Raw genomic sequence first — 25,427 nt, forward strand, 5'->3', positions numbered from 1 at the left:
ATAAAAACAGAAGTAAAGCGAATGAAACATTGCTGGCTAACCAGAAAACATCAGATATCTATTATAACAAGCGGAACAGATGTGCGCCATAAGCGAAGCAAATAAGGAATGAAACCCAATGACTAACAAAAAAAAAATTATCCATGCGTGCGCGCTGTGGTGAGCGTTTGCAGGGATAATCTTTTTTGTTAATGGAACGTGATTGCAAGGATGCTGCAACAGATAAGGATAAGGATTAGAATTATTGAGATTGTGATGTAGAGGTACTTGAGTATCAGCCAACGGGGCCTCAATGCGGCATTCGCCATTTGACGCGCAGGTCTGCGCTCTCGTCCCATGTCATTCCGCGCCTAGCTGCGTCGAGCAGCGGCTCAATGTACGAAGCATATGCAGCATAGCATGCAGTTGCCCCAAGCTGGCCTGCTGCTTGGTCCAAGCAACTGGCCAGCTCCGTGCGGTCACCGCTATAATAGGCTTCCACATACCGCTCGTCAAGAGCAGGAATGTACGAGAGATTATGCGCTTCTCGCGCGCAAAGGAGCACAAGCGCGAAAGCAGCTTTGGCAGCTGCCGGCGATACGAGCCAGCTCGGCAGCGTCCGGTATTCGAACCCGCCATGCGGCTGAAGGCGAAAATCCCCGAGCATGCCATAGCGGGGACGGCGGGCCCGCCCGGCGGGGTCCTCAACCAGCGCAAGCGGGAACGCCGCGTAGCTGTCGAGCAGGCGGAGCAAGCGGCTTGTCAGCGGCGCTCCGCTGAGGTGTATGTGCCCGCCGAGCGCTAGCCCCGGCACGGGCATTGCTCCGGCGGCCCAGCGCAAGGCAGGGTCGCTGATGCGCTCTGCGGCGCGAAGCAGCAGGCGCCGCACGTTGGCGGCTAGCGCGGCCGGGTCTTCGGCCGGCTCGGGCCGCAGCTCGGCGACGGGATAAAGCAGCCGTCGCCCTACGAGCAAAGCGTCGGCCCCGGCTGCCCCGCCGACGCCAGCTCCAAAAAACCGTGACGCCGAAGCGATCTTCCCTTCCGGCGTCACCAGCACAAACTCCGGATCGGCGCCAATAAGCAGCTGCCGATCCGCAGCCCCCGCTCCCGCCGCTGCATGCCATGCGGCGAATCGTCGCAGCACCGCAGCCTCCTGCCTCGTATCCCTCAGCATCGGCCAAACATCGCGGACGGCAGTACGCCCGTCCCCGCCTAGACCTATCTCGGCCTCACCGATATCGAGTCCGAGCGCATACAGCGCTGCCACCGCGGTCCGCACCACTCTCCGCAGCGCCGGATCATCCGGCCAGGCTCCTGCGTTACCTTGGAGCAGCGGCTTACCTTGCATCGCTCTCCCTGACGCATCGATTCGCTGCAATTCCACAGGCTCAAGATGCAAGATGCATACACGGAATAAACGCTCGCTCTCTAAGGGCGATCCTCCAGACAATCCTGCACGTCGCCAGATCCTCTCCTTTTCAGCGTATGGAAGAGATGACGCATGATATCCTTTTAGGTTTAGTACCCACGCACCTTTGAATCTGTTCGCATCAATCGAACGTCTTTCCGACCATGCAACTACGGCGTCGCCGGGCTTTACCTCCGACCATGACCCGGCATGAAGCGGCTGTCCGTTGCGCTCGCCTGATAGGTGTTTTTTTTCACGGTTCACTTCTACTTTTTCAAGTCGGTCGTAGCTGCCTCGCCATACCCATGTCGAAGCCATTCCTCTTCCCGCCTTTAACGATCATTTATTGGGCTTTTTTGGAGCTTTAAATATTTCCAAAAAAAAGAGGGCTTTCGCCCTCGAATTTGCTGCTCCCGCAGCATATGATACCCTGACAGCAAAGCTTCCCGGCTTGCTTACAGCTCGTCGTCCAGCAAATCCGGATCCAAATCCTCATAATCATTATCGCCGAGGCTGAATTCCAAATCCTTGCCGTCCAGGTCGCCGCAACCGCCTGGAAGAACCGCTACACAAACTTTAGTCTCGGCGACTAACTCCACCGAAAACTCACGCTCTACACGAATCACGACGCTCGAGCCGTTCGAAGAAATATTCGCTTCGATACAGTTCGGCTCCTGGATGACGTCGGCAGACACTTCCACAGTAGATGGACGGTGCTTAGGATCTACATAGGATAGATTGACATGCTCAACGTAATGCACGGATTCCTTAGCTACGTCTGTTTGCGAGTTTTTGCTGTACGAATACCAAATGTTGATATCGTAAGTACCAATTACCTCAATGCCGTCGCCCGAACGAACCGCTTCATATTGATGGTTGATTATCCATGCTCCGAGAATACTCGTCGGATTATGAGGCGGCGTTACGGTATGGGTTACAGTGGAAAACTTACGACCTTTGCCGCAGACAGCCTTCGTAATTATTTCTCTGTACTGGAGCTGCTTATCTGCAATAGTCATTGATTTAACCTCCTCCATACAATCATTCATTTAAAGTGTATGCAGGACATTCGTCTAGGGTGACTGTTTATTTTCTCGAAATATAAGATTATATAAGTTTTATACTTATTGGCATCCATATCGTTCGCAGCGAAACGTTTGCTAGGCCGCCCGAGGTCGGAAATAGCCGATACGCAGTGAAATATAAGGATAAATAAGTCTCCTACTTATAATGATGCTTATATTTCTCAGCAAAACGCTGCCTGCACCGAAATGAAAGCACAGCCGTTTACGCTTGAAATGCAAGGCTTATAGGAATCTTCCTATAGCTTCGCTTGTATTTCTTCGCGAAACGAAAGCTATGCCTCCATTTGTCGTCACAGCCGTTTACGCTTAAAATGCAAGAGCGTATAGGTTTTGTCCTATAACTTGCCTTGTATTTCTACGCGAAACGAAAGCTGTACCTCCATTTGTCGTCACAGCCGTTTACGCTTGAAATGCAAGAGCTTATAGGTTTTGCCCTATAACTTGCCTTGTATTTTTTCGCGAAACGAAAGCTATGCCACCAAATGTCGTCACAGCCGTTTACGCTTGCATCGCAACGAATTTTTCCCTTTACATTCTATGGCTGAAGTTCGGACAACATGACTTTTCTTTTTTTAAGCCGCTTCGCAATCCCCAAATACCGCTCCAGCTCTCGCAGCAGCATAAGCAGCGATGCCCTTATCTCGAACTCCTCACGCGTTTTCGGAAGCTCCATCGCACGGAATAGCTGGGACAGCTCGCTTAGACGCTCCTCGACGGTACCTTGGTACACATCCGACTTCACGTCGCTTGAAAGCTGGTCGAGCAAATCCGCGATCATGACTGCCTGCGGGAATTTCTGATATACAAATGCCAGCTCTACCAGCATCTGCTGCACCGACTCCAGCTGCTGCCGTCTCATCTCGAAATAGCTGGACCAGTAATGCTCTTGCCCCCAAAGTCTGTTCTCCCGATTGCGTACTGAACGCAGCGCACCTTCCTCAATCGCGGTGAATGCTTCCAGAATCTCGCCGCCATTCCACACATGCGTTGGATTGCGGAGCGTGATCGCCATCTCTTGAAACATGACTCCCAAACACTGCTCGATAGAAGCTCGATAATAACTAAGCCGATGCTCATCCTTCGGCATATAAATGATGTTCACAACCGTCGCCCAGCCTAAGCCCGCGAACAATAGCAAAATTTCATTGCCGATTATATCCGTCGTCACTTCTCCATGATTAAACAAATGGAAAACGATAACCGAGCTTGTCACGATGCCATCTTTAAGCTGGAATCGCGACAGCACCGGAAACGTGATGAGAATAAAGATGGCCACTGCCCAGATATGAAAGCCGAGCAAGGAAAAGACGAGCGATGCGAAAAAAAGTCCAAGCACAGAGGCTACGAACCGAACAAAGGCGCTTTTCAGCCCTTTCATCCGCGTCACTTCGACGCCGAGTATGGCAAGAATCCCGGCGCCGAGCGGCGGCTCCAGCCCTAAATATACAGCGGTGTAAATAGCTGCGATGGCGGCTAATGCCGTTTTAATGATACGAATGCCCATGAAAATTACCTCGAATACAGTAGGATTTATGTCTACATCCTACCGTTCACGCCAGCCTGCCGTCAACTTTCTTTCAAGTGCCGCGACGAGTTGGTACATAATGGTCGCAACAACGGCAATTACAATCAAGCTGGATAACACAAGCGTGAAGTTAAACACTTGAAATCCGTATATGATCAAGTAACCTAGTCCAAGCTTTGCAACGAGAAACTCCCCAACGATGACGCCAATCCAAGCTAACCCTACATTCACCTTCAACGTGGAGATGATAACAGGGAAGGAAGCAGGCAAGATGACCAGCTTGAATAATTGAAAACGCGATGCCCCGAAAAGCCTGACGACTTTAATGTACCCCGTGTCGATTTCTCGAAACCGATTGTAAATATTCAATGTCGTAATGATGACTGTCACCGACAAGGTAATCGCAACGATCGACATAAAACCAGGGCCAAGTCCTACGATAAAGATCGGTCCGAGTGCAACCTTGGGCATGCTGTTCAGCACGACTAAATAAGGATCGAATACGCGTGACAGAAACGGGAACCACCATAGGGTCGCAGCTAATGCCGTACCTAGCAAGGTTCCAAGAACAAAGCCCACAATCGTCTCGGTTACGGTCATTCCGACATGCGGCCAAATCGAACCGTCAGACATCGTCTTCCATAGCTGCATGAACATTTTGGAAGGATAACTAAATAGTAACGGATCTATCCAATCATTGCGCCCTGCCGCTTCCCACAAACCGACAAAGATCAACAGCAGCACGGCTTGTGTCGAAATGACTGCAGCGGTAACCTTGCGCTTCTGCTGCTTAAACCGATTATGAAGCTCGCTCAGCCAGAAGCGTCTGCCATCTTCCACTTTGGAGCTGCCCGGAATGACAGGCGATGCGTTCTCGTGCTTGCCCGATTTATTGCGATCGTCCACCTGGCGAACCCCCTTCATTCTCATCCCGATCCAGCTCTGTCCAGAGTCGCTCGAAAAGCCCCTGAAAGCCTGGATGCTTGCGTGCAGCCATCGGTGAGGCAAGACGAATGTCATCCGGTATCGCAAGCTCGCTGCGAATATAGCCTGGATTGCGGCCAAGCACGATAACACGGTCGCTCATCGCGACTGCTTCAGCCAGATCGTGAGTGACGAGCACCGCTGTTTTGCCTAGTCGCTTGAGCGTCTGGTGGACGAGATCCTCAAGCTGGAGCTTGATGTGCAGATCAAGCGCTGAGAACGGTTCATCCAACAGCAATACCTCGGGCTCCGTAGCAAGCGTCCTAGCCAATGCAACTCGCTGCCGCATCCCTCCGGACAGCTCCTGTGGATATTTGCGGCCAGAATCCGGCAAGCCGAGCTCTTCAAGCAATTCATCCACATATTGCAAGCCCTTCTCTGTTTTCCGATCGTTTATCTCCAGGCCGATTGCCGCATTTTCTTTTATTGAACGCCATGGAAACAAATAATCCTGCTGCAGCATGTAGCCTACCTTAGAGGAAGGTCCTGAAACCTGATCTCCATTTAACAATACTTGCCCTTTGGTAGGGGGAAACAAGCCCGCAAGCAAGCTTAGCACGGTTGTCTTGCCACACCCGCTCGGTCCGACTAAGCTCACGAACTCACCGCGCTCTACCTTGAGATTAATATGCTCAATGGCCAGCGAGGCTCCCTTATCATTCACGTATACATGGGTCAGCTGCTGCAGCTCAAGCACCGTTTCTTGTTTCATGCTCAAGCCTCCCATTCCTGCGGAATCATTTATTTGACTGCTTCTATCGACTTCTCAGCGAAGGTCGTATTCACTAGCTCACTGTGCTCGGTACGTTTTTCCAGTTCGCCCGCGGACGTAATCACATCAAGCAAGTTGTTCCACTCTGCTTCATCAATCACAGGATCAACAGCGAAAGAGCCTTGCTTTTGATAGCGATCGATCGAGCTGATGAGAATATCGCGGTCCACATTTTCGAAATAAGGCAATACGACGTCCGTAATCGCTTCGGCGGTGCTGCTCTGTACCCAGAGCTGCGCTTTATGGATGGCATTCGTAAATGCTTGCACCGTTTTATCGTTTTTGTTGATATAGCTTTGTTTAGCCATAAATACGGTATAAGGAAGATGTCCGCTTTCAGCGCCAAATGATGCTACGACATGTCCTTTGCCTTCTTTTTCAAATATCGAAGCTGTCGGCTCGAACAGTTGAACAAAGTCGCCCGTGCCAGAAGCGAAAGCAGCCGGTATATTCGCGAAGTCTACGTTTTGAATAAGCTCCAAATCAGCTTGGGGGTCGATGCCCAGTTTCTTAAGTGCGAATTCACCAGCCATCTGGGGCATGCCTCCCTTTCTTTGTCCCAAAAACACAGAACCTTTCAACGCGTTCCAATCAAAGTTTTCTGCTGCTTCTCTTGCAACCAGAAAAGTTCCATCGGTCTGTGTCAGCTGTGCGAAGTTGATAATGGGATCGTCCGTCCCTTGTTGATACACATAAATAGACGTTTCTGAGCCCACTAGCGCAACATCAATGGCATTTGACAGCAGCGCGGTCATCGTTTTATCGCCTCCAGGCGTCGTCGTCAGCTCAACGTCAAGCCCTTCTTCTTCAAAATAACCCTTCTCTATCGCCACATATTGCGGCGCATAGAACAAAGAGCGTGTGACTTCTCCAATTCTCACCTTCACCTTGTCGGAATCCTTATTGCCACAGCCTGCCAATACAGCTGTCATTACAAGTGCTGCTGCTAGCAGCAGCGACATGACCATACGTCTGTTCATCCGTGAGTCCCTCCTGCGCAATCGCGTTTAATAAATGTACTCCAGCCTATGCGACAAAGAGGGCGACGGTGAATAGGCACACAAAAAGAAGGCTGTCCGGCATCGTCGTAACGATGGGACAGCCTTCCTCTTCGCAATGTTAAGTACTATAACTTGTAAATATCCGTATACTTCCGTGTCAAATAGGTCACCAAATGCTGAGGATCCAGCGGCTTGCCTGTCACGCTCTGGATAAGCTCAGAAGGCGTTCTTAGTTTCCCGTATTTATAAATGCGCTCGGTCAGCCATTCTTTGATTGGCAGCAGGTTGCCGTTTCCGACGTTTGACCAGAAGCCATCCAGCTCGCGCTCCATCGTATCAGCGATTTGTGCCGCATACATATTTCCAAGCGAGTACGATGGGAAGTATCCGAATGCTCCGCCAGACCAATGAACATCCTGAAGCACGCCTTCCGCATCGTTTGGCGGTGTTATGCCTAAGTACTCTTTATATTTATCATTCCATATGGCTGGAAGATCTGCGGCTTTGGCTCCACCGTTAAAAATGAGCTTCTCCATCTCGTACCGGATAATGATATGCAGGTTGTAAGTAAGCTCATCCGCTTCGATGCGTATCAAAGAAGGCTGAACGACGTTGTTCCCTCTGTAGAACTGATCCACGCTCACATCGAGCTGACCGGGGAACCTTTTTTGCAACTCGCCGAAATAGCGATCCCAGAATGGTCTGCTGCGTCCGATCACGTTTTCCCAGAAACGCGACTGCGACTCATGTATCCCCATGGAAGTTCCCGTACATAGCGTTGTACCAATGAGCTCTTCCATAATATTCTGTTCATATAAAGCGTGACCGCCTTCATGAATCGTGCCAAACAAGGCACTTGTTACGTCATTTTCGAGATATCGCGTTGTAATCCGTACATCGCCGGGACTAAGTCCGGTAGCAAATGGATGGGTGCTTTCATCCAGGCGTCCCGCTTCGAAGTTATAGCCCATTTGCTCCAATATGTATAAGCTGAACGCTTTTTGCGCTTCTTTATCGTAATTTTGTTTTAAAAATGCTGTATCCGGCTGGTGCGGTGAATGAGCGATGGCAGCCGCTAAAGGTACCAGCTGCGAACGCAACCCGCCAAAAACATGGTCAAGTTCCGCAACGGTCATGCCTGGCTCATATTGATCGAGCAGCGTATCATAACGAGTCGTTTTCGGCCCCCATAGATCAATGAACTGATTGGTATAGCTGATCACTTTCTCCAAATATGGCTGGAAGCCCGCATAATCGTTGTTTTCTTTCGCTTCCTCCCACTTGGACTCGGACTGTGAAGCTAGCACCACATACTCCTGATAAAGCTTTGGCGGTATTTTGACACTGCGGTCGTATTCTTTGCGAGTCTCGGATACCAAACGCTGCTCCCTTTCCGTTAATCCAGCGTATACCGACGTTTCCTCAAGTGTAGATATCCAGTCTCCAAGCTCTGGTGACGTTGACAGCTTGAATTGGTCCGCGGATAATGCCCCGATCACTTCTGATCGATTATCCATGCCCTTGCGAGGAGCGCCTGTCCGCAAATCCCAATATAGAACTCCAAGTGCTTCTTCATAGCTTTTTATTTTTCGGATCGTTTCCTTGAAGCTTTGCAAGGCCATGTTTGATTGATTTGTCATCTTAATTCCACCTTTCCGATTTCTGAAATTGCGGTTTGTCATTGCCTGTTCTTCATTGGAACTTCACTTGATCTTACGTATTGCAATCCTTATAATCATCTTAAACCCGCTCGTCATACAGTGCAATAGAGAGAAAGAGAGGAAACCATTATGCATATTATTTTCTCGAAAGCAGCAGTAGATCGGTTATCTCCCTATTTAACAGATGGAACAACTGAGCTTAAGCTTCTTCATGATACAGAAGGGTGCGGCTGCGTCGTAAGCGGTGTGCCTGCTCTTCAACTGATTTCAGAACCCTCCGTTGATGACAAACGTGCTCAAGGAGAACCGTTCACCTTTTATTATGAGCCACGGCATGAAGTTTATTATGAGTCCCAAATGCGCGTTGATTATGATGAGGCACGAGACAGCTTCTCCCTCAAAAGCGACAGCCAAATTTATACAACCAATCTTCGTTTTCTAACAAAAGGAAGTGCAGCGTGAGCAAACTCGACGATATTCTATCCGATAACAAGCTATTCGTTGAAAGCCGCGAATATGAGAAATATTCAACCAGCAAATATCCGAACAAACGGATGGTTATTGTAACCTGCATGGATACCAGGCTTACTGAAATGCTGCCGAAAGCGATGAATCTCAAAAACGGCGACGCCAAAATCATTAAAAACGCAGGCGCAATCGTAACACAGCCCTTCGGAAATATCATGCGCAGTATTTTAGTCGCATTATATGAGCTGCAGGCTGACGAGGTATTCGTAATCGGACACAATAATTGCGGGATGACTGGACTCAATCCCGAGCTAATTATTCAGCATATGGAAGAGCGCGGCGTTTCAACCGAAACGATCACGACGTTAAAGCATTCCGGCCTTAATCTAATGCGATGGCTAACCGGATTCGATAATGTACGCGACAGTGTCATTAACAGCGTCAGCATTATTCGCAATCACCCTCTCCTTCCTGCTAATATTCTCGTGCACGGACTGATCATCGATTCTGAAACGGGCGAGCTCGAATTAGTGGATGGTGCTTATCAGCAAGCCTAATCTTATTGAAAGAGAGCATAAAGGCAACGAATTACATGCCATTACGCTCTCTTTTTTTTGCTAGTAAGGCATGTTGCCTAGCAGCAATCACATCTGACCTGTCCCGCTTTGTATGCCGATGAATAATGGACTCGTCCTGCATCGGGCTCGGCGTTCCCCATATAAACCCGCGCTTCGCGCAAGCTGCTGCACATGCTGTTTTCAACTCTTCGTTGGTTAAATGAAAATCAATGTCTATATACGGTTGAACGGATTTCTGCGTCAATTGAGCCAACTTCGTACTTAATTGCCGCTGCAAGCTTACCCATTCAATTCCGAGGTTGTCTAATGGAGCATTGGATAGCTTCTTTTCGGCTTGCTGAAGCATTTTCTCCGCGCCTCGCAAATTTCCTCTTCGTTCATGATATTGCCCTACTGCTAACTGAATCAGTCCGACCCATGTCTGCTCAAGCGGGTCTTCCGGATGTTCTTTCCAATATTCTTCAAGCAGCTCATGACATTCAAAGTAATCCCTTGATCCATGGAACTCCACGAGATAATCAATATACGATTTAGGAAATGTATGCATAGCTGCCTCCTCTACCAACTTGCGAAGTCTTTATGTCGATGACGATCTTTTTAAAAATATTAGCATATGTCGCTTATACTTTCATACATTTAAACCAATCCTAAGTGGAGAAATGAAACCTTCGTCTATTTTAGCCGTATTCTATTTCTATATCAATCGATATATCCAAGAAATCAGGAGGAGAACAGACAGATGAAAAAAGGATTTATGGTCATGCTGGCGTTCGCGCTATTCTTGACACTAGGCTTCGGACAGCACGCTGATGCAAAACCACGGGGCGGGGGCATTAAATCACCGAAACAAAGCGTTACGCAAAACCCGAAAAAATCGGAAAATGTCAACCAGACGAATCCCGGTACCAAAGCAGGCACAACAGCCGGTACGACAAAGCCAGGATTTTTTGGCGGAGGCAGTTTAATGAAAGGCTTAATGATCGGTGGTTTGGCAGGCTTGATGTTCGGAAGCTTGTTTGCCGGAATGGGCGCTTTCGGTAATATACTTGGTCTAATGATTAATTTGCTTGCGATATTCGCGGTCATCTTGCTCATTCGCGTAGCATTTGTATACTTGAAAAGCAAACGCACCCCGCCAGATCGTCGGAGACCTTACTAACGGTGCGCATTTATACGGATGAAATTATAAACGCCATCTGCTTAAACATGGCTGATCGCAGAGGCGTTAACCCCACAGACGTAGAGGTACAGCTATCTTGGGAAGAAGAATATGGTTTCACGGCTGAGGTTTGGGTAAATGGACGCAGCCAATATATTATTGAAGCAAATATTCTCGAGGCAATTGAACAATATATTTACAAGCAATATCAGATACGCGTATTCCGCTCCGGCATCACATTGGATGCAGACGAGGAGTTTTGGGCTGATATCGCAGTCGAGTAGATTCAAGCATCCAGAAGCTCGTATTATCGAAAGATAAACAGCTGCTGGATGTTTTTTTGTGTTCTTCCCCCCATGATCAAGTCTCCTAATCATTACTAGAGAAATAATCACTAAATTTGAGAAACCTCTGTACTCTTCTTGCGTCTAAACACTTGACCCTGAGAGGAGTGAATGTTGCTAGCTTATGAGAAAGAAACTTTGCACGGCGTTATTGCTGCTATTATTCAGTCAGTATGTGCTGCAAGCGGCATCAGATCTTACCAGCGCTGCCGTTTCACAGATGACAAAGTATCGCGTTTATCAGAATGACCAAGCTCTGCGTGAATTTTCTGGAGAAGCACAAGCGGTAGTTTATGCAGGCAAATTCAGCTACAGCCATGTAGAAAAGATCGCCAACCGTACTTGGGTGTGGGATAACTTCCCGCGTTTTAAAGTGTATCAGAATGGCCAATCCAATCCCAAATGGGAATTCGCCTCTTACGCACTCGCCTTATCTACAGCTAAGAAGCTTCGCAACGTTCATATACGCGATTTAGAGAATATTGGCTGGAGCTATCATTCTTATGCTAAGTTCAAATTATTTCAAGGCGATAACACGAAAGATGCTTGGTCCTTTACCTCCCTTGAAGCTGCCAAGCAGGAAGCTAAAAAATGGGGAAACTCGCATATCATCGATCTCACTTCTAACAAATGGGTGTGGAGCAACCTCTCAGCAGCTCAAATTAAAGCGCAGCGCGAAGCTGCTGCCATCTACCAACTGACACTTGGCGGCGATTCACTACAGGACAAGCCGCTTTACGCTTTTCTTTATGATGCGATAAATGCTGCTGCTTCCATTGCTGGGAGCGAGGTGCTGAATACAAAAACAGGAAAAATCGCACATTCGAACGTACCTGCCTATCGGATCGTACAAAAAGGCCAGCTCATCGAAGCCGCAATAAACATTGATGAGGCAGTTCAAACAGCCAAAAAAATACCAAATGCCGAGGTCATTTACAATGGAAACGTTTATTGGTCAGGCGTCCCGTATCTTTCCGTATATCAAGGCGCGAATCCGCTAAAATCCTTTAATGCGCGAAAAAGTGCGATGGCGTATGCCAAGGCATACTCGAATGCAATGATAAGAACGAGCGACGGCCGCAGCATTTGGAGCAACGCTAAAAAACTCGCCTATATGGGCTGGAACGGCAGTGCGTCTAGCGCAACCGTATTACAACATGCAGCGAATACACAAGGCTTATCGATCGATTCGCCAACCTGGTTCGAGCTTGCTTCTGCGGATGGAACACTGACAGATACATCGGATTTAGCTGTGGCAAATACATTGAAGGCACAAGCGATAAAGGTGATGCCACTCGTTCACAACCAGTTTGACAAAAAAATGACAACTGCTTTCCTGCTTAACAAAGCGGCACAACAGAAATTTATTGCGAGTATTACGACAAGACTTGTTCAGCTTGGGGCAGCCGGGATAAACCTTGATTTCGAAGAGGTTGCAGGCAGTGACCGAGCAGCCTATACAAGCTTTGTTACCGCGTTTGCCAAAGCTATTCATGCCAAAAACATGCAAATATCCATCGATTTGCCGCGCGGCAGCTTGAGCTGGAATCACGCTACGGCCTATGACCACGCTGCGCTGTCAACCGTTGTCGATGCCATCATCATTATGGCATACGACGAGCATTGGAGCGGGAGTACCACACCCGGTTCCGTCGCTGGGCTAAAATGGGCGGAAGAAGGCATAAAGCAATTTCTAAGCTATGGCATCCCTCGCAGCAAGCTTATGCTAGGCATACCGTTTTATGTTAGGGAATGGAAGCTTGATAGCCAAAATAAACTTGTCGGAAACCGCGCTGTTGTGATGAAAGAGCTGCCTAAGCTGATTGCTGACACAAATGCGCAGGGCGTATTTGATTCGGAATCAGGCCAAATGAAATATAAATATGTCAAAGATGGATTTACGTATATGTTCTGGGCAGAAACCGAATCCACCGTCAAGGCAAGAATTGATATGGCAAAGAGTTATGACCTAGCCGGTGTCGCTGCTTGGCGATTAGGCTATGAAAGCGCTGAGCTATGGACGATGATGCTGCGAAATAAATAATGGGAAAGCCGCTAATCCATTGTCAGAGGTTGTTTTGCTTTTCGTAGTCAACTCCAAGCTGTTATACATGAACTATTGCCTTTAGCGGCGCTCTTTAATCACGGAGTAAAGACAGTAGAAAGGCTGCACGCAATAGCGTGCAGCCTTTTAGTATGATTAGAATGACTGCTGGGACTCGGCTGCTGGAAAACGAAGAGTAACCTTCGTTCCTTTGCCTAGCTCGCTTTCAAATGAGATTTTACCGTGGAGCGCTTCAATAATTCGTATGGTTACGAGAATGCCAAGTCCTGTTCCTGTATCCTTCGTCGTAAAGAAAGCTGTCCCAATCTGACTTAAGTCTTCCTTGGACATCCCTTTTCCCGTGTCAATGATTTCAATATAGATCTCTTCATTCCGGTAATAGGCATTTACAGTCACCTCTCCTGTTTCCGGAATCGCTTCCACGCCATTTTTGATTAAGTTCAAGATAACCTGAGATAGCCGCGGCTTGTCCGTTCTAACATATAAATCGGTTTGGTTGCAGTTAAGATGAATTTGAACATTCTGAATTAATCCATATGAGTTCATAATATCAAGTGTGCCGCCAAGAAAAGTTGGAACCTCTACCAGTTCAAGCTGGTCTGCTTGAGGCTTCGCCAAATTTAAATAATCCGTAATAATGTATTCGGCCCGTTCAAGCTCAGCAAGAGCGATTTTCAAATAATCTTTTTTCTTATCGTCCACCGATTCCTGCAGCAGCTGCAAAAAACCTTTTACTACCGTTAACGGATTGCGTACCTCGTGCGCGACGGATGCTGCGATTTGACTGACGATTTTGAGCTTCTCGCTTCGCTCCAGCTCAAGCTTCAAATAGGCCGTTTCAATGAGGTGCTCTTTGAGCATAGATGAGATTCCCATGCCAATTAACGTTGCTATCGTTAGAATGGTCATGATCCATAAGCTATGCGATTCCGTATGTAGATCCAATGGCCGTGACTTCAAATATACAATAAGGAACACAAACGAAACAATCGAGCTATTTGCTGCTAAAATCAAAGATATAACGACTCTTTTGACTTTGTGATAACTAAGAAATGATTTAGCAAAAAAAATGGCAGGACCAACACTAAGCAGAAAAGAAAATACTGCAAGATACATAGCATCTCCATTAACATATAGCCGGTACAATACACCGACAGTCAGAGCCAGAAGTCCAGGCAAATATTTCCCGGAGCCGTATAAAAAAGCAATAATTAAAGGAATGCATCTAAGATCACTTTGAAAGCCATCGATAACGGAAACGGGGAATGCCATGCACAATACAGCTGATAATCCAAATAAGCAGCCGTTTATAATTTGATAAATGATATTGCTTCTAGCTATGCGGACCATAAAGAACTGTTGGATAAAGATCGGAAACAATATGATAATAAGATGAATAAGCAATTGATTTACCATATCTCTTAATATTTTTCCTCTCTTTTTACAATATTTGTATAGTTCTTAAGCACTATCAACTAACAAATATAATATCATAAATAATAGAGAGAATTAATAGAAAATTTGACAGCTATGTATTTGAGTATGATTAATTCTTTTTTAGCTTATGAATAGCCAATAATGTAATAGGAATAATGAATCCAAAAATTAAGGCATATGAAAACCAGGTTTGAGATGCAAATGAACGGAAGTATACGTTGTTGGGATATACGATGAGCGCAAGTACGACCGTAATTAATGCTAGCGGCGGCAGTAATGGCCGGTAGGTTTGCAACCGAAGCAGCTGAGCTAGCCCCAGTCCTGCCGCATAAAAGCAAAGCACAAGCTTAAAGAAAATAGTTAGAAACCAGATTACAGCCATCATGACCTCGATGCGTTGAAGAAACTCACCGACCTGAATTTTCTTTGCTAGCGTATAGCTGGGAAAGCTATGCCTGGAAGTGAAATCCCAACCGAGCACCAGTATGCAAAGCAAGGTAATGATTGATAATACAAGCCCGCCGAGAAAGCCACCCCATAGGAATGCATTGCCCCTCTTATTTGTTCGCCTCACATAGGGCAATATCATTAAGAAGATCACAAGCTCCAAATAAGGAATGCCTAGAATCGTAAGGCTTCCTTTAATCATTTCTTTGACGCTAGCCTCAAATATCGGATATAACCGATTCATTTCCATTTGAGGCATGATAAAAACAATCAGAATGAATAGAAGCAATAAAATCCAAGGCAAAAAAATTTCCGCCGCGCGCCCTATTACTTCAAGACCTAACCCTGCTCCCATTACAATAATGACCATAAACAATATAAAAATCGCTTGAATAGGCGTTTCCGGCATCACAATCGTCGTCATAAAGTCACCTATGTTGCGAAGCACCAATGCAGACAGCAGCAAGAAAAAGGTCAAATAAAGAAAGGAAATCAATCGGCCAACAAACTTCCCCGCTATTATTTCACTGTATTGAACCAGATTCTGATTTGGAAAGGACTTACCTAACGAATGATAAAGGACAAGCAGCAGCATTCCCAATAATACGCCAAGGAGTGCGGATATCCAGCTATCCTGCTTGGAAGTCAAAGCCATGGCAGACGGTACAATGAGAATCGCACTTCCCAAGCTGAACAAAAAGACCAGTATGAATAGCTGTTGCCTGCTTATTTGCCCATTCTCCAGCATGATATGGTCCTCCCGCTTCTCTATTGAAAGATATAGTTAATCACCATCGTTATAGGCTTGACTGCAATAGTAACGGCATCAAGCGGATTTGGAATTTTGATTCTCAAACTTTCGAGCGACGCCAAAACAAAGGCAATAAATAGGAGCAGAAGGTAAACGGTCCGCTCCTTTCGCAGTTTTTTTTTGTTTAATGAAGGGAGCTGCAGCGCTGCCATGACACCTACTGCAACGATGACAATAATAATCCACATCTCAATCTCCTTTCATTTTTCGCAAAAATGATTCAACGACTGAGCCTGTTTGCCGTATGCTCAACTCAGCTTCAATATTCACTGGTAAATGAACGAAATACTCGTCCCATTCCTTCTCCAGTGGATACCACAAATGCCGATGTGAACGATGAACCGCATTCCCAAAACCGAAAATATCTGATTTTAATTGTTTGGCTTTCGTCATTGAAGCGGTTGCCATTCGCTCTATTTCCTTGTTTGCTGCTAATTCTAACCTTTTAATGGTCTCAGGATTGCCTATATCTTCGCTTCCGCAAGCAACTTCGCCTATATTGCCCTCAGCTTGGATTTTGACTTCCATATTCAATTTCCCATCATTCACTCGCGCTTTTACCTTTGTATTTTCTCTTAATAATTCAATGCTAATCTTCCCGCCTGAGGGACAACCGACGGTAACAATTGTGCTTTTGATTTGCCCCCGAATAAAGTTATAGCCTTTGCTCTCAAAAGGATTGAGCCAGCCAACCAAACGATCCTCATGAAAGACAGCCATCCCGTCGTACTCTTGTGTTACTGGCGGATGAACAGAGTCCAGATTTTTCTGAGATTCACCTATGTTTGGATCGCCGCTTATTTTGATGGCAGCTAGCGCTGGGTCCTTGCCTTTGCTCACCAAATCAAAAATAAGTTCATGCAGATCGATTTTGGAAGTAACCCCCCAGCTGTTCTGAGCTGAATTAAGGGAGGAATACAATTTATTGGATGGTATTTTCTCCAGTGGAGTCAAAACTTTGAGAATATCTTCAGCTTTCGTACCTTTAGCGATAATGAAATAAAAGTCGGTTCGAAGCTCATGATCCCTAGAGAGTATATCTAGAACCGGAGCAATACCTTCTCGTGCGAGCTTCTCTCCTATGACAACGATGCGTATATGTGAAGAGTATATTTTACGTGGTGTTGTTTTCGTGAGCTCCCTCATTGATTCAAATATGGTTGCTCCACCTGCCAATTGCTGAGTTATGACTGGTAATCGTTTGCCGCCTGATTTATTTGCAGATATTTCACTGGCATTGATCACTTGAACAGTTAGCTGATATTGATCCTTCTTCTTATCAAATCCGAAGGCAGACGCTATGCTCAATTCATTAAGCTCCCTTCGATTCCAGCAGCCGGTCAGTATAAACAATTCGATCGCGACAAGCAGCAGCCATGCCGCTTTTGTTCGAAAGCTCATCAATCAATGCCTCCTTCTTGCTGCCTAGGGCTCTGGTGGTTTTGGCTGCGTGCTCTTTTCTCGTATCTCATTACCTTGACTTATGTATCGAGGTCTTCGATGCTGCAACCAGTGAGGTAGGCGGATCAAATTATCATTCTGGTCTTCCATATCGAGAGGTCCGAATGGCGACATGTACGGAATGCCAAATGACCGTAGGCTGCATAAATGCAGGACAAGCGCAATAATACCAACAAGAATACCGAATAACCCAAAGGACGCGGCAAGCATCATTAGAATAAATCGAATCATCCGTACCGAAATGCCTAAACTGTAGGAAGGGATTACGAAGTTAGAGATTGCCGTAATTGACACAATAATGACCATCGTCGGACCGACAAGACCTGCCTCCACAGCTGCTTGCCCGATGACCAATGCACCAACGATTGAAACAGCTTGTCCGACTGCTCTTGGCATCCGAACACCTGCTTCTCTCAGAATCTCAAACGTCACTTCCATTAGAATCGCTTCCACAAACGCAGGAAACGGAATTCCTTCCCGCTGAGCAGCAAAGTTAATCAACAGCGGCGTTGGAATCATTTCTTGATGGAAGGTTGTAATTGCAATATAGATGGATGGCGCAAATAAGGCGATGAATAAAGAAACAAATCGAAGGATACGCAGCAAGGAGCTAATATCTGCACGTTGATAATAGTCCTCTGCCGTTTGCAGAAACTGCGTGAACAAAGCAGGCGCAAGCAATACAAACGGCGTGCCGTCTACAAGAATGGCAACACGGCCCTCTAGCAAGCCTGCAGCGACGACATCAGGACGCTCTGTATTATAAATCGTTGGAAAAGGCGTGTAGGTATCATCTTGTATGAACTCCTCGATATAACCACTCTCCAAAATTGCGTCGGTATCTATTCGCGCTAGTCTTATTTTTACTTCATTGACAACCTTTTCGTTCGCTATGCCTTTTATGAACATAATGGCAACGTCCGTTTTTGAGATCCTCCCAATCGGATTTGTCTCGAGCCACAAGTTGGGATCTTTGATTTTTCTACGTACGAGAGCCGTATTGATCCGTATTGATTCAGAGAAGCCTTCTCGAGGGCCACGGATAACAGTCTGTGATTGCGGCTCTGTGACTCCACGCTCCGACCATTTTCGGACTCCGGCAGCAATGCTTTCCGCACTTCCATCGATGAGTACGATCGCATCCCCTGAGAAAATAGCTATATGTATGCTGTCCATATCTGTAATTGTTTTGATTTCCCCTACTTTAAGTAGAGATGACTTCAGTTTTTGTATGAGATTGTCTGACGTTGCATCGCGGTAAATACCTGTTTCTTTGCCATCAATCAGCAAAGAATCCATAATCGTTGTCGAATCAGCCATCCCGTCCAAATAGACGATAGCCGCATCAATCGAAGCATCGGCAGTATCGATTTGAAATTGTCTAATTATCAGATCGGTGCTATTCCCCGTGTTTTTTCGGATTATCTCGAGTGTTTCCGCGAGCATGATTGGTTTAGACAGATTAGGGCCTTGCTGTTTAAGGAAAGCCTGCTCTGTTGTCTTCGTTTTGTGATTGGCCTGATTTCGTTTGAATATAGAGCGCATCGCTGTCCTCCCAAATTCCTGCTTATAACAGTGTGTCCAGAAACGGGTTCCTCCAATACGGCAGAAAGAATCACAGTTAAGAGTTAAGCTCAGTGTTTACTACTACAACACTGATATATCGGTGCCTCATGAAATCGAAATGGTACAACAACAAAAAAACCGTTCCCTCTATAAAAAAAGAGAACGGTCTGTGCGTTTCAAGCCAATTGCATTAATGCAGATAATCATACCAACAACTTAACGATAAATAGGTGCTCCAAAGGGTGAAGAGCCCGCTCCGCCATCAACACTTATCTCTGCGCCTTGGACAAACGAAGATTCATCCGATGCAAGAAACAAAGCTACATTCGCGATCTCATTCGGTTCTCCCAACCGTTCTAGAGGAATAGACCGCGTGAGTGCAGATTCCATTTTGGCCAAGCCTTCGGGTTGCCCCCAGATAGGTGTTCTAGTTGCTCCAGGCAGCAAGGTATTCACCCGTATGCCCCGTGGTGACAATTCTGAAACCAGTACTCGTGCCATGCTGACGACCGCGCCTTTGCTTGCCGCATATGCAGACCATCCAGGGCTTCCGGCATTAGCAAGTACAGACCCATTTAAGATTACCGAACCTCCTGATCTCAAATAAGGCAAAGCAGATTGTACAGTGAAAAACACGCCTGTCACATTTACCTTCAGAATTTCCTCGAATAAAGAAAGTTCCGTCCCCCCTGCTGGAGTATGGCCAGAAATACCTGCATTAGCGAATACAATATCCAATCCGCCGAATGCTTCCACAGCTGCAACAGCAGCTTTTTTCATTTGTTCAGGATCCGTAGTATCCGCCTGAACGGCTACACTATTTGCTGGACCAATTTCTTCAATAGCAGCGTTCAAAGTGACTTGGTTTCGGCCCGTAATCACAACCTTTGCACCTTGTGCCACGAACAGCTTTGCCGTTGCTAGCCCAATTCCGCTATTTCCTCCAGTTATTAATGCTACTTTATCATTTAATTTTCCCATTTTAATAATCTCCTTTATCCTGTTGTTTTTTTGAATGATTGTTCTCAAATTATCAAAAAATTAATATGCTTTTGCATAAGCTGGCATCTCAACTACCCATTTCCTTGCTTCATCCATATCACTGAAATTTACCAGCTGGTACGGGAGCACTCCTAATTGGTTTACGGTCCGATCCAAGCTCAACTTAGCAATCGTGCTGAGACCTTCATCCCAAGTCACTTCTCCCTGTTTAGCATCGAATAAAATCGCTCCCTTGAGCTTACTTATATTTGAGAACGATCATTCTCGAATTATGAAAAATTTTTTTACTTATCTAATATTTTTTTAGAAACGTTGGCAATCCGATACAGCTTTTTTTTGTCAGCTGAAGTTCTAGCAAGTACCCTTAGACCCAGCAGCAAATTGTGTAAACTTTCGGCAAGCTCTTCCGCCTTTAAACTTGAAGCGAACTCACCTGATTGCTGCCCTTTATGAATAATATCTGCTAGAAGCTGCTCCGACTTAGTAAAGCTATCGTTTACTTTCGTCTCTACCTCATAATCCCGCGAGGCAAGCTCGACAGCCATATTTACAAATAGGCAGCCTGGAGGGCTGTCATCAACACCTTCAATCATAAAATCGATCATGAAGCTAATTGCCTGTGTGGGGCTTGCTCCAAGTAAACCTGTATGAGTCTCAGCGTTGACCAGCTTGCTGTAACGGTCAATCGCTGTCAAGTATAGTTTATGTTTATCGCCAAATGTATCATACAAGCTTCTGCGATGAATTCCCATACACTCGACCAGATCATTTATTGACGTTTTTTCATACCCTTGTTCCCAAAACAGCTTCATGGCCTTTAACAATACAGCATCACCATCAAACTCTTTAGCCCTCGCCACTCTGTTCACTCCTCCTCTAGAAACGATAATAACATATTGAGAACGATCGGTAAATAATTATTTTTACTGATCGTTCTCATATCAAAATCATACTAGTTTGCTTAGAAGAAGCTCGGTCTCCACCGCACAAGTTCTCTTATTCTGTCCAACTTAGTTCCATAATTCAGACCAAGGTCTCCCGAACTTAGACCAACATGCCGGAATGTGAAAATAATCCTCTGTATAAACCGCCAGCAAGTGCTTTGAAAGGCATGAAGCCTGGTTTTCTACCAATACCTCTTTGATCTCGGAGGGTTTGACAGGAACGAGCGAGCTCATATTTCTTTTAAAATGCGTCAATGGCAGGAACATGTTCGGGCTTTTCCTATATAAGCATTTTTGCGGATATCTCGGTGAGCTTCCCGAATCATATTTCGTTATTTTTATATCCGAATAATGTTCCTGCAGAAATGCAGGCGCATCAAATTCAAGTACGGCAAAAGCTTCATTCTTTTCTCTTTTAGCATACGTTTCAATCATTTTTCTACAATCTCTAATTGTTGGCCAAAAGAACACATGACCATTCAAACAAGCGCGGAACTGCTCCTGTGTGAAAGACGCATCAATCATCTGGTCTGGAATTCGAAGATGAGCGTTCACAGTGACACTTTGATTCAGAAAATCCACCTCAATCGGTGCTGTGCGGCGCTCCGCATTTGACTGAGGATACAACAAGTGACTCGAATACAAACAATCGAAATGTGAAATCACGCTTAAATTTTTCACTCTTGTGAAATGATATAACCTTTTTCTTCCCTGGGCTCTTGTCACATCCGCAATGATCTCATTCTTTAACATCTCTCCCACCCCTGCTGCTCCCTTTTCTTATTAGGATACCATTTTATGAATGCGTTCAAACGATACGATTGTCTCGGAGCATTTGTTACCGGAACAAACACCCAATCATAAAGGAAACTTTCGGCATACATTACTGAGTACTCAACAAGCAAGGAGGTGCTGTATACTATGTCCGGTCTTGTAGGTGGTGCTTTCAATAACACTGGAACTATCCTTGTGCTTTTCATCCTATTGGTGATTATCGCTTGTAGCTGTGGTGTATTTGGCGGAGGCTACTAATTGCAAAAACTCGGCCCTCATAATCTGAGGGCCATTTTCATGCTTATCATTCGACTTTAACATTTATAAAACGCGTAACTTTTTATATTTGTTAAATTTTTCTCATTATTGTTTCAAACTGATAAATATTGGGTAAATAATATTTTCGATAAATGAATTTCATTTGGAGGCAAGGACAATGATTGAAGAGGAAACGTTTTATTGCATGATTTGCGAAGAGGTTCATGGACGTGYCGAAGTTCGTTTCCTATATAAAACGGCCTTTAAAGCAACCAGATCCAATCATTTGTCTGTAGGGATTTGCATGAAGTACAGTAAATGCTTAGAATCAAATCAACAGGGTCTCGATTGTGAGAATCTCGGTTAATGTAAACCCTGGATTAGAATAATAGGACAAGCCATTACATAAAAACCGTGAAGGAGTCTTGAACATGTCGCTTGAGATTTATTTGAATTTTAATGGGAACTGCCGTGCAGCTGCAACGTTTTATGCTGAAGTATTCGGATCAGAAGTTACGCACCTCGCAACATTTGGTGATATGCCGTCAAACCCTGAGTATCCGCTGCCCGAGGAAGCTAAGTTATTAATCATGCACGCCAGAGTCAATATAATGGGAAAGATCGTCATGTTCTCTGATGTGTTTCCGGGCACGCCTTTTACAATAGGGAATCATATCAATTTAACCATTGTCAGCCAAGATGAACAGCAAACAAGAAGCCTTTTCGAAAAGCTTTCAGATGGCGGAAAAGTTACTATGGAGCTTCAACCAACTTTTTGGAGCAAATGTTATGGTCAGCTTACCGATAAATTCGGTATTGATTGGCAAGTAAGTATGGATAGCGAAACGTTGGAAGCTTAGTTTATCGTTTTGACTTTAGAGGAGAGGCATTTACTATCGTTTCAGTCGATGCCTCCCTTGGATCAAAAGCACCCGCTTATTTTGCTTCCAATACTTGCCTCATTGCATCCAGCTTCAGAATCGTATTCCAAATTCGCGATGTGGCTGGCAGCTCAGTCTCACCTTTTGATCCGGTTAGCCATCGCCAATTTCCGTCAAACAATCCTAAATTCTGCTCCTATCGTTTGACATACTTTTTCAGTAAAATCATATATTCTTGTGTTGTTCTTATGCAAGTCCATAATTAAATATGCCAACTATATTTATACAGAAAGAGGAGATTGCTCATGCTGATTAAAAAGAAAACAGACATTCCATTTATTTTAGACCAATTTCAAGAATTGTCACAATGGGACAACGAAGGCCAGAAATATTATCTCGTATTCGAAGACCGTAAACGAGGCGGCCAATGGACATTGATGAGTTATGGCGAGGAACGCTTCAGCGTGCATGGGCTTGGACAAGACTATTCGGATTGCCAGGAGCACTTTTTTGAAGAACAAGCTGAGATGTTATCCTTTCTATGGCAGAACCGGGCTGYTTTCAATGCTGCTCTGAAACCAACGTCTATGTGCAGTTAAGAAGACTGGATGGCGTACTGTTTATGACCTATACGTTCATTTATATATAACAAAAAACACACCAGCTATTGCGTGTGTTTTTTGAATGTTTCTTCCTATGCCCTATTATTCAACCTTTGCTGAAGCATGGAGGCAAGATCCGCCGTATTCTCCCACATTAATGGACGAATCGGATGCGAGCGAACTGAAAGCTCTGCATGATCGCTGCTTCTCATCGTCCATATAACGGGTATATTTTTTCCGAGCCCATAACCGGCAGCAAAATACACCTCAGGTGAATGCTCTGTTATATCGGCGATCATAAGCTTGCTTTCGGAGTATTCAAGCAATGACTGTGTCCCCATTTGTTCTGGTTCCGTTTGCTGAAGCAGCCTTGGCAGAAATCCGCATTGCTCTATTTTCGGGAAAATGTCTACCAACCAAGTACTGCGCGTATCCTCATCTTCCGGCAGCAAAACACAGCATGATTTGAGCTTTCTCCCACCAGCGCTTGCAGCTGCAGTGTTCCAGCCTTTATCGGTCAGCTTGAAGCTCAGTCCTTCCCTGATTAGCAGCTGTGCTTCTTTTAGCTTCTCGATAATGTACACCAGCTCTTGCAAGTTCGGGGAATACGTCAAATTAAAATGATTGCTTAACGGTTGTATGAGTATAGAATCCTCTGGTCCTTCCGCGTTGCGATAAATAAACTGAAGCAGCCGGTTTTCCTTATCCTCGATTGTTACTGGAATTGTCGCTACATCTTCGATTGCTTCCACTTCTTCCATTCCAAGCAGTACCTTTTCTCCGCAGTCTGTCTTCTCTCTTATATAGCCCGATATCAGTGAAAATCGTTTGTTCTTAACCGTATATGGCAACGAATGAATCGTTAAATAATGGTCGCTTTTCAAACCATAGAAGCTATTCGGCGCACAATGGCATCCAAGAAAATGGACATGCTCTCCCTTTTGCTCTACTGGTACAAACTCCGAACAAAATAAGCATCTTTTTTTCTCCATACATATCATCCCCTTTATTCCTTAGCTTTCGCACATCTTAGCTGATATGAGGGGGACTTTGGGATTAATATTTTTTAATATGCCAATTACATCCTTCTAAATGTTGAAGATAAACACTAATTGATTAATCACTTTATTGTCATTAAAAAAAAGAAAGGGGGCTACTCATCGACCTTGTTGCACGCCATAATCATACGATAAAGCTCTTCTGTCTCACCGTTTCGATCATTCATTTCGCGGTATATATCACTTAACGGAGGTGGCGGCGCATATTCCCTGATCACAGTCATACTCCGTTCATCATAACCGCAGTCCTTTTGGTTATATCTTCCATAACCATGCTTTCTTGGCTCAAACGCATGTTGACTACGGTTAAGCCTAAGCACTAAAAAAAGTACAGATGCTGTCAGGAGCATCATAGCTCCTGATTTCATATCCTCTGTAAGACTAATCACAAGAACTGAAAAGAGTACCGCCGGAACCGCAAACAGGAATACAGCTAAATAGATCAGCAGCTTCGCAACAACATTTCCTATATGGCTCATGGCATACTCCTCTCCCTGCAGCCCGCTTTGTATAACGTATGTAGCAATAGGTTATCCCTATTACCATTCAACACCCCAAGCTGATTCATATCCTTTATTAGCCGATTGACCAGATAACGCTGGCGCATAGGCATTCTTCAAGGCAGAGTCCGTACCCATGAAGTTAGCAAAATGCTTGCTCTCCTGCCTGCGAATGCGGCGCGCCTCTTTTCGTTCAGATGCTGAGTCGAATAACACTCTCTCTTCATCAGAAATTGCGTTTACACATGGTACCTCTACAGGCTTGCCATCTTCGCCTAGCGCGACAAACGTTAAGAAAGAAGTAGCACACACTTTGCGTTTCCCGGTCAGCAAATCCTCCGTCACGACACGAACGAATACCTCCATAGAGGTTTTATGTGACCACGTGACGAATGCAGATAAGCTTACGGCATCGCCTTTCTTTACTGGATAAAGAAAATCTACGGAATCCGTAGATGCTGTCACAACGGGACGGCGTGAATGCTTGGTTGCAGCTATCGTAGCCACATCATCAATGTAGGCCATTAGCTTGCCGCCAAAAATCGTGCCATGATGATTGGTATCCGGTGGAAGCACGATCGACTCTTTTATGGTARGCGAATCTGAAGCGGGACGGGATGCATGGGGTATCGCAATTTTGCTTAATATGTTCATGGT

The 25,427-nt window shown here is 45.5% G+C and carries 27 protein-coding genes; 7 read left to right on the forward strand and 20 right to left on the reverse strand.

The genetic code is table 11. From position 1 onward, the window contains the following. Positions 1 to 289: 289 nt before the first annotated feature. The 7 genes from AB4Z29_RS08590 to AB4Z29_RS08620 form a co-directional block, all read right to left on the reverse strand. Positions 290 to 1,705 (reverse strand): putative amidoligase domain-containing protein, encoded by a 1,416-nt coding sequence (locus tag AB4Z29_RS08590; RefSeq protein WP_441942646.1) that lies wholly within the window; start codon positions 1,703 to 1,705, stop codon positions 290 to 292. Positions 1,706 to 1,842: 137 nt separating this feature from the next. Continuing rightward, on the reverse strand, positions 1,843 to 2,406 hold the full coding sequence (locus tag AB4Z29_RS08595) for an outer spore coat protein CotE (protein WP_183560885.1): 564 nt from the start codon (positions 2,404 to 2,406) through the stop codon (positions 1,843 to 1,845). A 601-nt stretch (positions 2,407 to 3,007) separates the two neighbouring features. After that, positions 3,008 to 3,976, reverse strand: coding sequence for an aromatic acid exporter family protein (locus AB4Z29_RS08600; RefSeq protein WP_441942647.1), 969 nt, complete (start codon positions 3,974 to 3,976; stop codon positions 3,008 to 3,010). Positions 3,977 to 4,015: 39 nt separating this feature from the next. Next, positions 4,016 to 4,855, reverse strand: a complete 840-nt coding sequence (locus tag AB4Z29_RS08605) for an ABC transporter permease (RefSeq protein ID WP_441942818.1) — start codon at positions 4,853 to 4,855, stop codon at positions 4,016 to 4,018. A gap of 31 nt (positions 4,856 to 4,886) precedes the next feature. Then, positions 4,887 to 5,693, reverse strand: a complete 807-nt coding sequence (locus tag AB4Z29_RS08610; protein WP_441942648.1) for an ABC transporter ATP-binding protein — start codon at positions 5,691 to 5,693, stop codon at positions 4,887 to 4,889. A gap of 29 nt (positions 5,694 to 5,722) precedes the next feature. After that, positions 5,723 to 6,733, reverse strand: a complete 1,011-nt coding sequence (locus AB4Z29_RS08615) for an ABC transporter substrate-binding protein (RefSeq protein WP_441942649.1) — start codon at positions 6,731 to 6,733, stop codon at positions 5,723 to 5,725. Between the two features lie 146 nt (positions 6,734 to 6,879). Next, entirely contained in the window at positions 6,880 to 8,394 is a 1,515-nt protein-coding gene (locus AB4Z29_RS08620) for a carboxypeptidase M32 (protein ID WP_441942650.1), read from the reverse strand. 150 nt (positions 8,395 to 8,544) lie between these two features. Between AB4Z29_RS08620 and AB4Z29_RS08625 the strand changes: the two genes are divergently transcribed. Both AB4Z29_RS08625 and AB4Z29_RS08630 read left to right on the forward strand, forming a co-directional pair. Next, positions 8,545 to 8,877: an iron-sulfur cluster biosynthesis family protein gene (locus AB4Z29_RS08625; RefSeq protein ID WP_441942651.1), complete on the forward strand. Its 333-nt coding sequence runs from the start codon at positions 8,545 to 8,547 to the stop codon at positions 8,875 to 8,877. Next, a complete protein-coding gene (locus AB4Z29_RS08630; protein WP_441942652.1) occupies positions 8,874 to 9,440 on the forward strand; it encodes a beta-class carbonic anhydrase in 567 nt (188 codons plus the stop codon). The genes AB4Z29_RS08625 and AB4Z29_RS08630 overlap by 4 nt, the downstream gene beginning before the upstream one ends. A gap of 31 nt (positions 9,441 to 9,471) precedes the next feature. Here AB4Z29_RS08630 and AB4Z29_RS08635 read toward each other — a convergent pair whose 3' ends face one another. Beyond that, entirely contained in the window at positions 9,472 to 10,008 is a 537-nt protein-coding gene (locus AB4Z29_RS08635; RefSeq protein ID WP_441942653.1) for a DUF309 domain-containing protein, read from the reverse strand. Positions 10,009 to 10,200: 192 nt separating this feature from the next. Between AB4Z29_RS08635 and AB4Z29_RS08640 the strand changes: the two genes are divergently transcribed. From AB4Z29_RS08640 to AB4Z29_RS08650, 3 genes are all read left to right on the forward strand, one after another. Further along, entirely contained in the window at positions 10,201 to 10,620 is a 420-nt protein-coding gene (locus AB4Z29_RS08640) for a hypothetical protein (protein ID WP_441942654.1), read from the forward strand. A gap of 2 nt (positions 10,621 to 10,622) precedes the next feature. Then, complete coding sequence (locus AB4Z29_RS08645) at positions 10,623 to 10,904, forward strand: YxcD family protein (RefSeq protein ID WP_183560950.1); 282 nt, start codon at positions 10,623 to 10,625, stop codon at positions 10,902 to 10,904. Between the two features lie 184 nt (positions 10,905 to 11,088). Further along, positions 11,089 to 13,008, forward strand: a complete 1,920-nt coding sequence (locus AB4Z29_RS08650; protein WP_441942655.1) for a glycosyl hydrolase family 18 protein — start codon at positions 11,089 to 11,091, stop codon at positions 13,006 to 13,008. A 156-nt stretch (positions 13,009 to 13,164) separates the two neighbouring features. On the opposite strand, the gene AB4Z29_RS08655 is transcribed toward AB4Z29_RS08650, so the two are convergent. The 8 genes from AB4Z29_RS08655 to AB4Z29_RS08690 form a co-directional block, all read right to left on the reverse strand. Continuing rightward, complete coding sequence (locus AB4Z29_RS08655; protein ID WP_441942656.1) at positions 13,165 to 14,445, reverse strand: ATP-binding protein; 1,281 nt, start codon at positions 14,443 to 14,445, stop codon at positions 13,165 to 13,167. Positions 14,446 to 14,575: 130 nt separating this feature from the next. Further along, a complete protein-coding gene (locus AB4Z29_RS08660; protein ID WP_441942657.1) occupies positions 14,576 to 15,661 on the reverse strand; it encodes a GerAB/ArcD/ProY family transporter in 1,086 nt (361 codons plus the stop codon). A 20-nt stretch (positions 15,662 to 15,681) separates the two neighbouring features. Further along, entirely contained in the window at positions 15,682 to 15,912 is a 231-nt protein-coding gene (locus AB4Z29_RS08665) for a hypothetical protein (protein WP_441942658.1), read from the reverse strand. Between the two features lies 1 nt (position 15,913). Next, entirely contained in the window at positions 15,914 to 17,077 is a 1,164-nt protein-coding gene (locus AB4Z29_RS08670; RefSeq protein WP_441942819.1) for a Ger(x)C family spore germination protein, read from the reverse strand. Between the two features lie 72 nt (positions 17,078 to 17,149). Continuing rightward, positions 17,150 to 18,730 carry a spore germination protein gene (locus tag AB4Z29_RS08675; protein WP_441942659.1) on the reverse strand — a complete coding sequence of 527 codons (1,581 nt, stop codon included), beginning with the start codon at positions 18,728 to 18,730 and terminating at the stop codon, positions 17,150 to 17,152. Positions 18,731 to 18,967: 237 nt separating this feature from the next. Then, positions 18,968 to 19,732: an SDR family NAD(P)-dependent oxidoreductase gene (locus AB4Z29_RS08680; RefSeq protein ID WP_441942660.1), complete on the reverse strand. Its 765-nt coding sequence runs from the start codon at positions 19,730 to 19,732 to the stop codon at positions 18,968 to 18,970. A gap of 305 nt (positions 19,733 to 20,037) precedes the next feature. Further along, entirely contained in the window at positions 20,038 to 20,613 is a 576-nt protein-coding gene (locus AB4Z29_RS08685) for a TetR/AcrR family transcriptional regulator (protein ID WP_441942661.1), read from the reverse strand. Between the two features lie 150 nt (positions 20,614 to 20,763). After that, the gene (locus AB4Z29_RS08690; protein WP_441942662.1) at positions 20,764 to 21,450 is read right to left on the reverse strand and encodes a DUF7002 family protein; all 687 of its coding nucleotides are present in this window, start codon (positions 21,448 to 21,450) and stop codon (positions 20,764 to 20,766) included. A gap of 710 nt (positions 21,451 to 22,160) precedes the next feature. On the opposite strand from AB4Z29_RS08690, the gene AB4Z29_RS08695 reads away from it, so the two are divergent. Further along, positions 22,161 to 22,589: a VOC family protein gene (locus tag AB4Z29_RS08695; protein WP_441942663.1), complete on the forward strand. Its 429-nt coding sequence runs from the start codon at positions 22,161 to 22,163 to the stop codon at positions 22,587 to 22,589. A gap of 76 nt (positions 22,590 to 22,665) precedes the next feature. On the opposite strand, the gene AB4Z29_RS08700 is transcribed toward AB4Z29_RS08695, so the two are convergent. Next, positions 22,666 to 22,791: a hypothetical protein gene (locus tag AB4Z29_RS08700; protein ID WP_441942664.1), complete on the reverse strand. Its 126-nt coding sequence runs from the start codon at positions 22,789 to 22,791 to the stop codon at positions 22,666 to 22,668. A gap of 124 nt (positions 22,792 to 22,915) precedes the next feature. Between AB4Z29_RS08700 and AB4Z29_RS08705 the strand changes: the two genes are divergently transcribed. Continuing rightward, positions 22,916 to 23,209: a hypothetical protein gene (locus tag AB4Z29_RS08705; RefSeq protein WP_441942665.1), complete on the forward strand. Its 294-nt coding sequence runs from the start codon at positions 22,916 to 22,918 to the stop codon at positions 23,207 to 23,209. A 95-nt stretch (positions 23,210 to 23,304) separates the two neighbouring features. On the opposite strand, the gene AB4Z29_RS08710 is transcribed toward AB4Z29_RS08705, so the two are convergent. The 3 genes from AB4Z29_RS08710 to AB4Z29_RS08720 form a co-directional block, all read right to left on the reverse strand. Next, positions 23,305 to 24,204: a hypothetical protein gene (locus AB4Z29_RS08710; protein WP_441942666.1), complete on the reverse strand. Its 900-nt coding sequence runs from the start codon at positions 24,202 to 24,204 to the stop codon at positions 23,305 to 23,307. Positions 24,205 to 24,365: 161 nt separating this feature from the next. After that, the gene (locus AB4Z29_RS08715) at positions 24,366 to 24,749 is read right to left on the reverse strand and encodes a hypothetical protein (RefSeq protein WP_441942667.1); all 384 of its coding nucleotides are present in this window, start codon (positions 24,747 to 24,749) and stop codon (positions 24,366 to 24,368) included. A 60-nt stretch (positions 24,750 to 24,809) separates the two neighbouring features. After that, positions 24,810 to 25,424: an acyl-CoA thioesterase gene (locus AB4Z29_RS08720; RefSeq protein WP_441942668.1), complete on the reverse strand. Its 615-nt coding sequence runs from the start codon at positions 25,422 to 25,424 to the stop codon at positions 24,810 to 24,812. Between the last annotated feature and the right edge of the window lie 3 nt (positions 25,425 to 25,427).

Origin of the sequence: Paenibacillus sp. 2TAB23 (assembly GCF_052115165.1) — a bacterium.
Lineage (GTDB): Bacteria > Bacillota > Bacilli > Paenibacillales > Paenibacillaceae > Pristimantibacillus.